We start from the raw sequence: 13475 nt of genomic DNA, 5'->3' as shown, positions 1-13475 counted from the left end.
AACGATGAAGATTCAAGCTGTGACGCACCTCACGATTGAAAAAATGGAAATCGTTGAAATACATTGTTACAAACAGATGTCAAAGGTGTTTTTACATCCCGATTCGGAAGCGTTTACAATTGTGAACAAAAATTGTTTTTTCACAAAATCGACACAAATCAATTTTAGAGGTCTTGTTTCGGTTGAACAGGCACGATATAACGTTACTATTCAACGGTTTTGTTCACCATATGAACAATCTCTTTAACCGTTGATAGTACTACATATTTTCTTCACATCTTCGTGAAATGACTTGCATGGATGACATCTGTGAAAACCTTATCAATCGTTGATATGTATAGGTTTTTCGGCTCTGTTTTTATTGTGAATTCATTTGACTATGAAAGCTGCTTCATTGTATTCTTGACTAGTATGAAAATCCGCAAATTGTGGGAAAGAAAAAGAACTCACAATTGGGAAAAAGGGGGTCGTCTCTAGTGCGCCAAAGTGGGCTCGCGAAGAGTATGGTCATGGCCTCGCAAATTTCGACGGCACTGGCTGCACCGATCGTCATTGGCTTTTTGGTTGGGAACTATGGGGAACAACAACAATGGTGGGAAAAAATGGGTGCGACGTTCGCCGTGTTCATCGGGATTTTCATCGGCATTCTTTGCATGATCGCCATGATCAGGCACTTGTTAGGGGAGAAGACATGAACATCATCCTTCAAGATGCGTTGTATCGTGCGTACTTACGATGGTTCGGACTCTTTTACGGAATCCTTGCTGTCCTGCTGCTCATCGGACGCCCGAGTGATCCAGTCATCTATGGACTAGCACTTGGTGGAACTGGCAGCTTCTTGATCTTGACGCTTCAACGACTGAGCGTCGATCGTATGTATCGTGTAATTGAGACAGGGCGTAAGCCAGTGTCTCGAGGGACCGTTTCACGCATGGCGGTCGCGGTACTCTGTGTGATGATCGGTTTGAAATATCAAACTGAATTGTCATTAACTGCGGTGGTAATAGGCCTTCTCGCCGGCCACGTCATACAATTTTGTGAGTTCTTGACTCACGAACTCAAGCGGGAAAAGAGGTGAATAGTCAAATGAACCACGAAATGCCACTTTACGAAATCCCACTCTGGGGTGACTTCGTTCTGTACGGTAGCTGGACGAACTTGATCACAGTATTGATTGCTGCTGCTCTCGTCTTCTTGATTGCCGTGGCCGGTACGCGACGTCTTGTGATGAAGCCAACCGGTGCTCAAAACGTGATGGAGATGTTCCTCGAATTCGTTCGCGGTATCATCAGCAGCACGATGGACTGGAAAACAGGGGGTCGCTTCCTTACGTTCGGAATGACATTATTCCTGTTCATCCTTGTGTCCAACATCATGGGTCTCCCATTCAACGTCGTGACGGGACACTACATTTGGTTCAACTCACCAACTGCAGATCCTTACGTGACACTGGCACTTTCATCTCTCGTAGTAGTCTTAAGTCATTACTACGGTGTGAAGATGCGAGGCTTCGGTGCTTATGCGAAAACATTCATGACGCCGATGTTTATCATTACCATCATCGAGGAGTTTGCAAACACGTTGACGCTCGGTCTTCGTCTTTATGGAAACATCTTCGCTGGTGAAATCATGATCGGAATCATCCTTTCGATCGGTATCGTCTCTGGTACGAACGATTTCCAATTCCTCGGACCAGTCGGCGCGATCATCTCGGGTATCCCGATGTTGATCTGGCAAGGATTCTCACTCTTCATCGGTGGTATCCAAGCGTATATCTTCCTTATCCTGACGATGGTTTACATCGGACATAAGGCAGCGCACGACCATTAATTCGAAGGTAAAGCATCCGCTTTTCCGATAACAGCACGACAAATCAATGAACATACTCTAGGGAGGCAATTTATCATGAATCTTATTGCAACAGCGATCATCATCGGACTCGGCGCACTCGGCGCAGGTATCGGTAACGGTCTTATCGTAAACGGTACAGTATTAGGTCAAGCACGTCAGCCAGAACTCAAAAACGAACTTCGTCAAACAATGTTCATCGGTATCGGTCTTGTTGAGGCACTTCCAATCATCGGTGTAGCGGTCGGTTTCCTTCTTCTCAACTCTTAATCCACGATTAACGAGAACGGACTACATAGGGCGCTATTCGTTCAACGTTTGAGTGAACCGTCACGGGAGCTTAGGCTCCCTTATGTAGATATTGAAGTTGAACCAACCACGAGGGGAGTGTAATCGAATGAATCTAACGTATCTTGCGGCAGAGGCTGGTGGCGAAAGCAACCATCTCTTATTAGCCAACATGATCGTCACGATCGTCGTTTTCCTCTTGCTCCTCATCCTCTTGAAGAAATTCGCATGGGGCCCGCTCGTCAACATGATGAAAGCGCGGGAAGAGCATGTGGCTAGCGAGATCAACTCGGCTGAAAAGAGCCGTAAAGACGCTGAAGTCTACGTAGAACAACAACGCGAAGAATTAAACAAGGCGCGTACGGAAGCACGCGATCTTTTAGAAGCATCACGCCGTCAGGCAGAAGCAGAGCAAGCACGTGCGATGGAGCAGGCACGTCTTGAATCCGAAATGAGTAAGGAAGAAGCTCGCCGTGCGATCGAACGTGAACGCGCTGAAGCACAAGCTGCTTTGAAGAACGATGTCGCTCTTCAAGCAATCGCTGCAGCACGCCACGTCATGAAAACACAGCTTGCGACAGACGAAGCCGCTCAAAAAGCACTCGTCGACCAATTCCTTGCTGATACTAAGGGCACGAACTAATGCGTGATCACGTAGCGGGACGCTACGCAAAAGCGCTCTTCGATCTTGCGCTTGAGCACCATGTGCTCGAGCAAGCAGAAGCTGATGTGCGGACGCTCGGCGAAGTGCTCCACGCAACACCAGAGCTCGCTTCGGTTTTAGATAACCCATCGATTTCTGCTGAAGAGCTCAAGCAAGTTCTTCAAACAAGCTTCACTGGCTTCAACTCGATCGTCTTAAACACATTGCTTGTCATGGTCGAAAACGACCGGGCAGCAGAGATCGTTACATTACCGGAACACTTCATTGCATTGTTGAATGAACACCGCAATGTCGCGACGGCAATCGTCACGAGTGCATACAAATTGTCGGACGAGGAACTCACGAAAGTGAAAGAGACGTTTGGCCAAAAATCAGGTAAAACGCTTGAAGTCGAGAACGTCGTCGACACGCGTGTCATCGGAGGACTTCGCGTCCAAATCGGTTACACGACATATGACGGTACGATCGAAACTAAACTAACGCGCCTTGAGCGTGAGCTGTTAAAAGCGTAAGAAAATAGGGGTGAAACGCATGAGCATTAGAGCTGAAGAAATCAGCGCCCTGCTTAAAGCGCGTATCGCGCAGTACGGTTCTACGATGGAAGTGAACGAGACAGGTACGGTCATCCAAATCGGTGATGGTATCGCTCGTGCACACGGACTCGACAACGTCATGTCGGGAGAGCTCGTAGAATTCGCTAACGGCACAATGGGCTTGGCGCAAAACTTAGAAGAAGGCAACGTCGGTATCATCATCCTCGGTGACTACCTTGAAATCAAAGAAGGCGACTCTGTTCGCCGTACGGGCCGCATCATGGAAGTACCAACGGGAGACGCACTCCTCGGACGTGTCGTTAACCCACTCGGTATGCCAATCGATGGTCTTGGTCCAATCGAAACAGAACACTACAACCCGATCGAGCGTAAGGCGTCTGGCGTCATGGCGCGTAAATCGGTACACGAACCACTTCAGACAGGAATCAAGGCGATCGATGCCCTCGTTCCAATCGGTCGTGGACAGCGTGAGTTGATCATCGGTGACCGTCAGACGGGTAAAACGTCGATCGCAATCGATACGATCATCAACCAAAAAGAAGAAAACATGATCTGTATCTACGTCGCAATCGGACAAAAAGAATCAACAGTCCGTGGCGTCGTCGAGACGCTCCGTAAAAACGGTGCACTCGATTACACGATCGTCGTTTCGGCAGCAGCTTCACAGCCAGCTCCACTTCTTTACCTCGCACCATTCGCAGGTGTCGCGATGGGTGAACACTTCATGGACCAAGGCAAACACGTTCTTGTCATCTATGATGATCTTTCAAAACAAGCAGCTGCTTACCGTGAGCTTTCACTTCTCTTGAAACGCCCACCAGGCCGCGAAGCTTACCCAGGGGATGTCTTCTACCTCCACTCACGCCTTCTTGAGCGTGCAGCGAAGTTAAACGACGAGCTTGGCGCAGGTAGCTTGACTGCCCTTCCGTTCATCGAAACACAAGCGTCGGATATCTCAGCTTATATCCCGACAAACGTTATCTCGATCACGGATGGTCAAATCTTCCTTCAATCGGATCTCTTCTTCTCAGGTGTCCGTCCCGCGATCAACCCGGGTCTCTCGGTATCGCGTGTAGGTGGTTCGGCTCAAGTAAAAGCGATGAAGAAGGTAGCGGGTACGCTCCGTCTTGACCTCGCATCTTACCGTGAGCTTGAAGCATTCGCACAGTTCGGATCTGACCTTGATAAAGCGACTCAGTCGAAGCTTAACCGTGGTGAGCGGACAGTTGAAGTCTTGAAACAAGACTTGAACCAACCCCTTACTGTCGATAAGCAAGTCATCATCATCTATGCCTTGACTCGTGGTCACCTTGATGATGTTGCTGTAACGGATATTCGTCGTTTTGAAAAGGAACTCAACCTCTGGCTCGATCAAAACCGCAAACAACTTTGCGATGAGATCCGTAAGACAGGTAACCTTCCAGCAGACGAAGAGATCGTAGCAGCAATCTCAGAATTTAAGAAAACGTTCCAAGCGACGGTTTAATCCGGCGGAACGCTCTTGATACTAACAAGGTGGTGAATCGAAATGGCATCGTTGCGCGAGATACAAACGCGGATCAACTCGACGAAAAGTACGAAACAGATCACGAAAGCGATGAACATGGTTTCGGCGTCGAAACTGAACCGCGCTCAAGCACATAGCGCGAAGTTCCAACCTTACATGCTGAAAATGCAAGAGGTACTCGGAACCATTGCGAATGGCACGACAGGTGCGAGCCATCCGATGCTCGAGAAACGTCCCGTCAAAAAGACAGGATATATCGTCATCACATCGGATCGCGGCTTAGCTGGTGCATATAACGCCAACGTGCTGCGTGAAGTCTACCGGGAAATCAAAGAAAAGCATACTGCGGACAGTTACGTTCTCTTCGTGGTCGGTAAAGTCGGTGTCCAGTTCTTCCGTTCACGCGGAATTACGGTCACGGATGCGATCACAGGCTTGAACGATTCTCCTTCGTATGTCGACGTCGCTGAAATCGTGAAGCGCACAGTGAGTGCGTTCACGCTCGGCGAAATCGACGAGCTCAAGCTGTGCTACAACCACTTCTTATCTGTCATCAGCCAAGAAGTGAAAGTCGAAACTCTTCTCCCACTCGGAGAAATCGAAGCTTCGTCTTCGACGACTTATGAGTACGAGCCAAGTGAGGAACAAATCCTTGCTGAACTCCTCCCGCGTTATGCGGAGAGCTTGATCTTCGGTGCGCTTCTTGACGCGAAAGTAGCAGAACATGCGTCACGTATGACAGCAATGCAAAGTGCGACAGATAACGCAGATGACTTGATCGGTCGATTGACTCTCGTCTACAACCGAGCTCGACAAGCTGCAATCACGCAAGAAATCACAGAGATCGTCAGTGGGGCTGCTGCGCAGCAGTAATCCCGACTGACGTAACGATAGGTAGGAGGAAACACGATGAACGAACTCGGTTTAAAAGGCCGCGTCGTCGCGGTCATGGGACCTGTCATCGACGTTAAGTTCGAAGGACACTTACCGAACATCTACAACGCGCTTCGTATTCAATATACGCCGCAAACTGTAGAAGAAGTGGCTATCGACTTGACGCTTGAGGTCGCCCTGCACCTTGGTGACGACGTCGTCCGTACCATTGCGATGGACTCAACGGATGGAGTACGCCGTGGAATTGAAGTAATCGATACGAATGCTCCAATCTCGGTACCCGTCGGAGAAGCGACACTTGGTCGCGTCTTCAACGTACTCGGTAACCCAATTGATGAAAAAGAAATCGCTGCTGACGTGGAACGTCTTCCGATCCACAAAAAAGCACCGACTTTCGATAACCTTTCAACGAAAGTTGAAATCCTCGAGACTGGAATTAAAGTCGTCGACTTGCTCGCTCCTTACATCAAGGGTGGTAAGATCGGTCTCTTCGGTGGTGCCGGTGTAGGTAAGACCGTCCTCATCCAGGAATTGATCAACAACATCGCGCAAGAGCACAGCGGTATCTCGGTATTCGCAGGTGTTGGTGAGCGGACGCGTGAAGGTAATGACTTGTTCCACGAGATGACGGATTCAGGCGTTATCAAACAAACAGCGATGGTCTTCGGTCAGATGAACGAACCACCTGGTGCACGTCTTCGTGTTGCCTTGACTGGTTTGACGATGGCAGAATACTTCCGTGATGAGCAAGGACAAGACGTTCTTCTCTTCGTTGATAACATCTTCCGTTATACACAAGCAGGTTCTGAGGTATCAGCCCTTCTTGGTCGTATGCCATCTGCCGTTGGTTACCAACCAACACTCGCAACAGAGATGGGTATGCTTCAAGAGCGGATCACATCAACAAACAAAGGTTCGGTTACATCGATCCAAGCGGTTTATGTACCAGCCGATGACTATACTGACCCGGCTCCTGCGACGACGTTTGCTCACTTAGATGCAACGACGAACCTTGAGCGCCGTCTCTCTGAGATGGGGATCTATCCTGCCGTGGATCCACTTGCTTCAACATCACGTGCCCTTTCACCAGAAATCGTCGGCGAAGAGCACTACGGTGTTGCACGTCAAGTTCAGGAAACACTTCAGCGTTATAAAGAACTTCAAGATATCATCGCGATCCTCGGTATGGACGAGTTGTCAGAAGACGACAAATTGACTGTACACCGTGCGCGTCGTATCCAGTTCTTCTTGTCGCAGAACTTCCACGTAGCTGAGCAGTTCACAGGACAAAAAGGATCGTACGTCCCAGTTAAGGACACGATCCGCGGCTTCAAAGAAATCCTCGAAGGTAAACACGATGACTTAACGGAAGAAGCATTCCGTCTCGTCGGTCCGATCGAAGATGCGATTGAAAAAGCGAAGGCGCTTGTCTAAGTGACAAAGCATAAGGGGGACTTGAGATGAACACACTTCATGTCAATATCGTCACCCCGGATGGCGAAGTGTATGATGGCGATATCCGTATGGTCGTTGCGAAGACGATTTCTGGTGAGATCGGGGTTCTCCCGCACCACGTCCCACTCGTAACACCACTCGATATCAGCATCTTGAAGTTGCGCCACGAAGATGGCGGACGCACGTTGATCGCTATCAGCGGTGGCTTTATGGAAGTGCGCCAGGATACTGTAACGGTTCTTGCGGAAACTGCGGAGCAAGCAGACAAGGTCGACTACGACCGTGCTGCAGCTGCGAAGGTTCGTGCAGAACGTCGTCTCCAGGACACGAAATTATCAGAACTCGAATTCAAGCGTGCTGAACTTTCACTGAAACGAGCAGTTAACCGTCTCAGCTTGAAAGACTACGGTCGCGATTGATTTGATGAAACCCCGGTTCCGTTCGCGGAATCGGGGTTTTTTTGTACGAAACATCAATGATTGATCGTATGGCAACCGTTTTCGCAATACGCTAAAAGATACAGGTTTAACATACTGGAAAAATGTAAAAGTACATTATATGCCTCGTCTTCACGAATTCTTCAACCTTTTTTGTGTAGAAGACCAAATTTATCTTCAATAAATATATTTTATACGCTAAAATTAATTCAGCGTGTTCTTTTTTGTTTGCGCAATCATTCATTTTATGAAATCATAGTAGAGTTGAAGAAACTATGAAGAAGAGGTGCAACGAAAGTGACATCTATTGGTGTGAGTGCGTTAGTTAGTATGCTAGTCTACATCGTGGCGATTTTACTCGCTTGGTGGTCCTTGTTACCAGTCAAATGGGAGAAAATCCTGCAACATCCTAAAGGACCGCATGCGGTAGCCTTACGAACGATTCTTGCGATTGCACTCGGGTCGATTGTCGCTCGCTTTTTACTGGATTATGCCGGCTTTGCACAACGTCTTCAGTTTTTAATCGGGTGAACTTGTAACTGCATTGTAAACCCTGAAATGGTAATTTGTTTTAACATGGAACAGGACACTGCTCTTTTAATGAAAGAACACAGTCATTTAGCAATCATCTAACATTACAATCGAAACGTCGTATTGGCTTTGGAGTAAGAGATCAACTATAGGGAAGTTTCTTTTCTAACATTCGTTGAATTCCAACTATGATCCTCACCAATCACGAATTGAACATACTAGAACAGAAACGAAGTAGAGGAGTAGGGAGAATGGAAAAAATCGTTGTCCGTGGCGGACGTAAATTAGCTGGAACAGTCAAAGTAGAAGGTGCAAAGAACGCGGTCTTAAAAACACTCGTCGCGACATTGCTTGCATCAGAGGGACAATCCGTTCTTCAAAACGTACCACGTCTAGCAGACGTCTATACAATCAATAACGTCTTACGCAACTTGAACGCAGAAGTCGAGTTCGACGCAGAAGCGAACACGGTGACGGTCAATGCAGAGCCGAATCTCAAAGACGAAGCTCCACTCGAATACGTTCGCAAAATGCGGGCTTCGATTCTCGTCATGGGACCATTACTTGCACGCCTCGGTCGCGCACGTGTCGCGATGCCAGGTGGTTGTGCAATTGGTTCACGTCCAATCGACCTTCACTTGAAAGGATTCGAAGCGATGGGCGCAAAAACGATCATCGGAAACGGATTCGTTGAAGCCCATGTCGACGGTCGCCTCCAAGGTGCAAAAATCTACCTCGACTTCCCATCTGTCGGTGCGACAGAAAACATCATGATGGCTGCAACACTCGCAGAAGGAACGACAGTCATCGAGAACGTTGCAAAAGAACCAGAAATCGTTGACCTTGCGAACTTCTTGAACGCAATGGGCGCAAAAGTCCGCGGTGCAGGTACAGAAACGATCCGCATCGAAGGCGTCGAGAAATTACACGGTGCAACACACTACGTCATTCCTGACCGAATCGAAGCAGGTACGTTCATGATCGCAGCAGCAATCACTGAAGGTGACGTCGAAGTCATCGGTGCCGAGCGTGAACACCTTCGTCCACTCATCTCGAAGATGGAAGAGATGGGCGTTAAGATCACGGATACAGAAGAAGGTCTCCGTGTCGTCGGTCCAGCGAAACTCGAAGCTGTTGACGTCAAGACGATGCCACACCCAGGTTTCCCGACGGACGTTCAAGCACAAATGATGGCACTCGTCCTCAAAGCAGGCGGAACGTCAGTTATCACGGAAACAGTCTTCGAAAACCGCTTCATGCATGTTGAAGAATTCCGTCGTATGAACGCTGACATCAAGATTGAAGGTCGTTCATCGATCATCAACGGTGGCGTGCAACTGCAAGGGGCAGAAGTGCTTTCAACAGACCTTCGCTCAGGTGCAGCACTCGTCACAGCAGGATTGATTGCTGAAGGTGAAACACGCGTCGGTGCACTTCACCACATCGATCGTGGATACGTTGACTTCCACCTTAAGCTACAAGCACTTGGTGCTGATGTAGAACGTGTAACAGAAGAAGTAGCAGTCGTTGAAGAAACAGCTGCAACAAAACTCTAAGCACTCATTCAAGAGCATCATCTCATTTGTGAGATGGTGCTCTTTTTGTCGTCTTTTTAAAAAGACGACAATGAAATCAGAAAAGCTAAAAAAGAAAGTCGTTTCGTGATGAGGCGTATGCTAGAATTGAAAGGTATGTATACATAAATGGGTTAGACGTCCAAACGACGTTCTATATTTTGGAAGAATAGCCAGTGGGTAAAGGAGAGCACACGAGATGTTTTCAAGAGATATCGGAATCGACTTAGGGACGGCGAATGTCGTCATTCATGTCAAAGGGAGAGGCATCGTCCTCGATGAGCCATCGGTCGTCGCGATCGATAAGGCAACAGGTAAGATTCATGCGGTAGGTACGGAAGCACATTTGATGGTAGGGCGGACACCGGGGAACATCGTGGCGATCCGACCACTTCAAGACGGCGTCATTGCCGATTTCGAAATGACGGAAGCGATGCTTCGCCATTTCATCGATAAGATTGAAGTCCGTAAGATGTTCGGTGGGGTACGTATGTTGATCTGTACACCAGCAAGCATCACGACGGTTGAGGCAAAGGCGATTCGTCAAGCTGGTGAAAAGTCAGGCGCAAAGACGGTCTTCCTTGAAGTCGAGCCGAAGGTCGCAGCAGTCGGTGCCGGTATGGACATTTGGATGCCAGCAGGGCACATGGTCATTGATATCGGTGGTGGGACGACAGACGTCGCTGTGCTCTCGATGGGTGATATCGTATGCGGTGAGACGATTAAGGTCGCAGGGGATCGGTTTGATCATGACATCATTCGTTCGATTAAGGATACGCATAAGTTGATCATTGGGGAACGGACGGCGCAAGCGGTCAAGACGACGGTTGCTACTGTATCAGAAGACGGACGTAGCGAACAGATGGATATCCGTGGACGAAATCTTGTAACGGGCTTACCGCACAACATCACGGTGACATCGGAAGAGATGCATGAGGCACTTGCGGAAGCAGCGATGGAGATCGTCGAAGCAACGAAGCGGGTGCTTGAAAAGACACCACCAGAGCTTGCAGCGGACATCATCGACCGTGGCATCATCTTGACGGGTGGGGGTGCACTCCTTGACGGAATCGATCAGTTACTTGCAAAAGAACTCGGTCTACCAGTTCTGATCGCAGAAGATCCGATGTTATGTGTCGCACGCGGTACAGGAATCATGCTCGACAATCTTGGGAAGTAAGAAAATCGAGAGTGATTAAAAGATGGTTCTTCTCAATGACGAGAGGAACCACTTTTTCATTTTTTGACGATATTAAAGAAAAGAGAGGCTTGCCCCATTTATCCGCTTTCCTCAGGCGAGACACAAGCCAGTCTTCACTGTTCGGATAACAGTGAACCCGGGTCTTGTTTGTCTCTAACAGCGCAAAAAATTGCGCTTTTTCCTGTAGGAGTCGGATTAATGGTAGCAAGCCTCTTCGTATGCTGAACCTATTGGTCCTTACTGCGTACTACGCATGAACGCTTGGTACGCTTCAAAATCATGATAGACGATTGCACTTGGTGGCAGTGAACTTGCCATCGTTTGATTGACGAGTTGATTCAACTGCGTCCGTGTTTTGCCGTAGAACGTGATGTCTGGTGTTTCCGGAAGTTCGGTGAATTCGATCGCATACGAAAGACGATGCCCGTGACTCGCAGCATAAAGCGCATCCGTCATCGTGATGGCGCCGAGTCCATTACCTCCACCGTAAACGGTCCGGTAACTCATCAACGTGACTTCGTCAGCGAGTTCCATTGCCCACTCACTGAGAGAGCGACCATTGACGTCCTGAATCGTATGGAACCAGAACGGCAGGAACAGTTGCAGCGGTAAGCCTTCAGCAGATGCTTTCTCACGGAAGGCGAGTAAAATCCGCTCATAGGAGGCGATGATACCTGGCTGGTTCGTCTCCCATTCCGGTAAGGCATACGGTTCGAGATCGACACTGATGCCGTCCGGATGACTAATCGTTTCCATTTGATAGGTCGAGATCCAGGCAAGTGGATCTTCAACGTTTGGTCGAGCTGTCGTTCCTTCGTTTGTAATCCAGCGTGGCTGTCCGAACAGGAAATAAACTTCAATTCCAACAGCATGTGCTTTTTCAACGAATGTTCGGTAGAGAGTACGGTCACCCTCGACAGCGACATGCAGATAGACACGTTTCATCTGTCTGTTTGCCAGCTGATTGATCTTCGTTGAAATGGATTTGGCCTCTGGGATGGACCAGATGACCGTGTGACGAGTGACGGAAACGGCAGCTGAACTCTTGAGTGGTAGTCCGAATTGAAGTAACGATAGACAGACTACGCTAATCAAAAAGCGTTTCATTTCAATTTCACTCCTTCGTGTGGATTACCTTACTATCGGTCGTAGTGCACTAGCTTATATGCATCAAAGGTCCCGTTCTACACTTTGACAGTTCAAATCCTAGACATTTCACAATGTGAAGTGTATATTAAAAGTTGTTGTATTGAAACGAATTGTCAATTAAAAGGAAGTGATACCACAATGCCATTGTGGAAAAGAAATTTAGTCGTCGTCTGGTTCGGTAGTTTTTTGACCGCTGCAGCCCTCAGTCTCGTTTTACCGTTTTTGCCCTTATTCATTGAAGAACTCGGTGTCGACAGCCGACAAGATATTACAACCTGGTCCGGAATCGCCTTTGGTGCGACCTTCCTCGTCGCTGCGATCGTCTCACCAATCTGGGGTCGTCTCGCCGACCGAAAAGGTCGTAAGCTCATGTTACTTCGAGCAAGCCTTGGTATGTCGATTGTCATGTTCTTAATTAGTTTTGTCCAAGACGTCTATCAACTCGTATTCTTACGTCTTGTCATGGGAGCTGTATCCGGATTCATTTCAGCCGGGATTACACTCGTTGCTTCCCAAACCCCAAAAGAGAAAAGTGGCTGGGCGCTCGGCACCCTGTCGACCGGTGGGATTGCCGGTGGATTGCTAGGACCTCTCATCGGAGGATTCCTCGCCGACGTTGTTGGGCTTCGACCCGTTTTTCTCTTTACGAGCGTTCCGCTCTTCATTACCTTCCTCGTGACATACTTCTTAGTTAAAGAAGAATTCGTCCCAATGGAAGTTAAAAAAATGGCGTCCGCGAAAGAAATTATCCAGTCGCTTCGTCATCCAGAACTTATCTTAAGTTTGTTTTTGACGACGTTCCTGATTCAGTTCGCGGCACAATCAATTAGTCCGATTCTGTCGCTGTACGTCCGGGAACTCAGTCCGGGGACAGAACGTCTTGCGTTATTGTCCGGGATCGTCGCCTCTGCACCTGGGATCGCCGCATTGATTGCAGCACAACGACTCGGTCGTCTCTCAGATAAGATTGGGGCAGAACGCGTCTTGTTCTTTGCGTTACTTGTCTTTGCTGCCTTCTTGATTCCGCAAGCATTCGTCACAGATACTAGTCAATTGATTGTCTTACGGATGGGAATTGGTTTTGCGACAGCAGCACTGATGCCATCGGTACAAGCGTTGCTTCGGAAGAATACACCAGCGAATGCGTCAGGACGTATCTTCGGGTACAATCAGTCCGCGCAGTTCATGGGGAACTTCCTCGGACCACTAGCAGGTGGACAGATCGCTGGACACTTCGGTTTTGAAGCGCTGTTCCTCTTTACTGGTCTAATCGTCATCACGAATGCCGTACTTGAGCGGACACAAACCGCTGTCTTGAATAAAAATCCGAATAACTAAGAAAAAGCTTCCGTTCCCTTTTGCTTGAGGGGACG

Annotated in this window: 15 protein-coding genes; 14 read left to right on the top strand and 1 reads right to left on the bottom strand. The window is 48.5% G+C overall.

From position 1 onward, the window contains the following. Positions 1–476 precede the first annotated feature (476 nt). The 13 genes from K6T22_RS14630 (at position 477) to mreB (ending at position 10932) form a co-directional block, all read left to right on the top strand. Complete coding sequence (locus tag K6T22_RS14630) at positions 477–695, top strand: AtpZ/AtpI family protein (protein ID WP_023469502.1); 219 nt, start codon at positions 477–479, stop codon at positions 693–695. Further along, positions 692–1078, top strand: coding sequence for an ATP synthase subunit I (locus K6T22_RS14625; protein ID WP_023469501.1), 387 nt, complete (start codon positions 692–694; stop codon positions 1076–1078). The genes K6T22_RS14630 and K6T22_RS14625 overlap by 4 nt, the downstream gene beginning before the upstream one ends. A gap of 8 nt (positions 1079–1086) precedes the next feature. Then, positions 1087–1830: a F0F1 ATP synthase subunit A gene (atpB, locus tag K6T22_RS14620; RefSeq protein ID WP_023469500.1), complete on the top strand. Its 744-nt coding sequence runs from the start codon at positions 1087–1089 to the stop codon at positions 1828–1830. Between the two features lie 75 nt (positions 1831–1905). Then, complete coding sequence (gene atpE, locus K6T22_RS14615) at positions 1906–2118, top strand: F0F1 ATP synthase subunit C (RefSeq protein ID WP_023469499.1); 213 nt, start codon at positions 1906–1908, stop codon at positions 2116–2118. Positions 2119–2245: 127 nt separating this feature from the next. Beyond that, positions 2246–2779, top strand: a complete 534-nt coding sequence (atpF, locus tag K6T22_RS14610; RefSeq protein ID WP_050676948.1) for a F0F1 ATP synthase subunit B — start codon at positions 2246–2248, stop codon at positions 2777–2779. Beyond that, entirely contained in the window at positions 2779–3312 is a 534-nt protein-coding gene (locus K6T22_RS14605; protein WP_050676947.1) for a F0F1 ATP synthase subunit delta, read from the top strand. Before atpF ends, K6T22_RS14605 begins: the two co-directional genes overlap by 1 nt. 19 nt (positions 3313–3331) lie before the next feature. Then, complete coding sequence (gene atpA, locus K6T22_RS14600) at positions 3332–4840, top strand: F0F1 ATP synthase subunit alpha (protein ID WP_023469496.1); 1509 nt, start codon at positions 3332–3334, stop codon at positions 4838–4840. 42 nt (positions 4841–4882) lie between these two features. Beyond that, complete coding sequence (gene atpG, locus K6T22_RS14595; RefSeq protein ID WP_047394533.1) at positions 4883–5734, top strand: ATP synthase F1 subunit gamma; 852 nt, start codon at positions 4883–4885, stop codon at positions 5732–5734. Between the two features lie 36 nt (positions 5735–5770). After that, positions 5771–7189: a F0F1 ATP synthase subunit beta gene (atpD, locus tag K6T22_RS14590; protein WP_029342738.1), complete on the top strand. Its 1419-nt coding sequence runs from the start codon at positions 5771–5773 to the stop codon at positions 7187–7189. Positions 7190–7215: 26 nt separating this feature from the next. After that, entirely contained in the window at positions 7216–7629 is a 414-nt protein-coding gene (locus K6T22_RS14585; protein ID WP_023469493.1) for a F0F1 ATP synthase subunit epsilon, read from the top strand. A gap of 315 nt (positions 7630–7944) precedes the next feature. Continuing rightward, positions 7945–8178 carry a DUF1146 domain-containing protein gene (locus K6T22_RS14580; RefSeq protein ID WP_029342736.1) on the top strand — a complete coding sequence of 78 codons (234 nt, stop codon included), beginning with the start codon at positions 7945–7947 and terminating at the stop codon, positions 8176–8178. A 251-nt stretch (positions 8179–8429) separates the two neighbouring features. Further along, positions 8430–9734: a UDP-N-acetylglucosamine 1-carboxyvinyltransferase gene (murA, locus tag K6T22_RS14575; protein ID WP_238237989.1), complete on the top strand. Its 1305-nt coding sequence runs from the start codon at positions 8430–8432 to the stop codon at positions 9732–9734. A 217-nt stretch (positions 9735–9951) separates the two neighbouring features. Beyond that, entirely contained in the window at positions 9952–10932 is a 981-nt protein-coding gene (mreB, locus tag K6T22_RS14570) for a rod shape-determining protein MreB (RefSeq protein WP_238237988.1), read from the top strand. A 258-nt stretch (positions 10933–11190) separates the two neighbouring features. Here the strand turns inward: mreB and K6T22_RS14565 are convergent, their stop codons facing one another. Then, a complete protein-coding gene (locus K6T22_RS14565; RefSeq protein ID WP_238237987.1) occupies positions 11191–12060 on the bottom strand; it encodes a glycoside hydrolase family 18 protein in 870 nt (289 codons plus the stop codon). Positions 12061–12240: 180 nt separating this feature from the next. Here K6T22_RS14565 and K6T22_RS14560 point away from each other — a divergent pair, with 180 nt between their 5' ends. Next, positions 12241–13440, top strand: coding sequence for a multidrug efflux MFS transporter (locus tag K6T22_RS14560; protein WP_050676943.1), 1200 nt, complete (start codon positions 12241–12243; stop codon positions 13438–13440). Positions 13441–13475 lie beyond the last annotated feature (35 nt).

This window comes from Exiguobacterium acetylicum (assembly GCF_022170825.1).
Classification (GTDB): Bacteria; Bacillota; Bacilli; order Exiguobacteriales; family Exiguobacteriaceae; genus Exiguobacterium_A; species Exiguobacterium_A acetylicum_B.
Note: the sequence above shows the minus strand (reverse complement) of the source record. Positions and strands in the feature narration are given on the sequence as shown.

Coding starts and splice junctions, on each gene's coding strand:
- K6T22_RS14625 (WP_023469501.1), top strand. CDS start 692: ATGAACATCATCCTTCAAGATGCGTTGTATCGTGCGTACTTACGATGG.
- atpB (WP_023469500.1), top strand. CDS start 1,087: ATGAACCACGAAATGCCACTTTACGAAATCCCACTCTGGGGTGACTTC.
- atpE (WP_023469499.1), top strand. CDS start 1,906: ATGAATCTTATTGCAACAGCGATCATCATCGGACTCGGCGCACTCGGC.
- atpF (WP_050676948.1), top strand. CDS start 2,246: ATGAATCTAACGTATCTTGCGGCAGAGGCTGGTGGCGAAAGCAACCAT.
- K6T22_RS14605 (WP_050676947.1), top strand. CDS start 2,779: ATGCGTGATCACGTAGCGGGACGCTACGCAAAAGCGCTCTTCGATCTT.
- atpA (WP_023469496.1), top strand. CDS start 3,332: ATGAGCATTAGAGCTGAAGAAATCAGCGCCCTGCTTAAAGCGCGTATC.
- atpG (WP_047394533.1), top strand. CDS start 4,883: ATGGCATCGTTGCGCGAGATACAAACGCGGATCAACTCGACGAAAAGT.
- atpD (WP_029342738.1), top strand. CDS start 5,771: ATGAACGAACTCGGTTTAAAAGGCCGCGTCGTCGCGGTCATGGGACCT.
- K6T22_RS14585 (WP_023469493.1), top strand. CDS start 7,216: ATGAACACACTTCATGTCAATATCGTCACCCCGGATGGCGAAGTGTAT.
- murA (WP_238237989.1), top strand. CDS start 8,430: ATGGAAAAAATCGTTGTCCGTGGCGGACGTAAATTAGCTGGAACAGTC.
- mreB (WP_238237988.1), top strand. CDS start 9,952: ATGTTTTCAAGAGATATCGGAATCGACTTAGGGACGGCGAATGTCGTC.
- K6T22_RS14565 (WP_238237987.1), bottom strand. CDS start 12,060: ATGAAACGCTTTTTGATTAGCGTAGTCTGTCTATCGTTACTTCAATTC.
- K6T22_RS14560 (WP_050676943.1), top strand. CDS start 12,241: ATGCCATTGTGGAAAAGAAATTTAGTCGTCGTCTGGTTCGGTAGTTTT.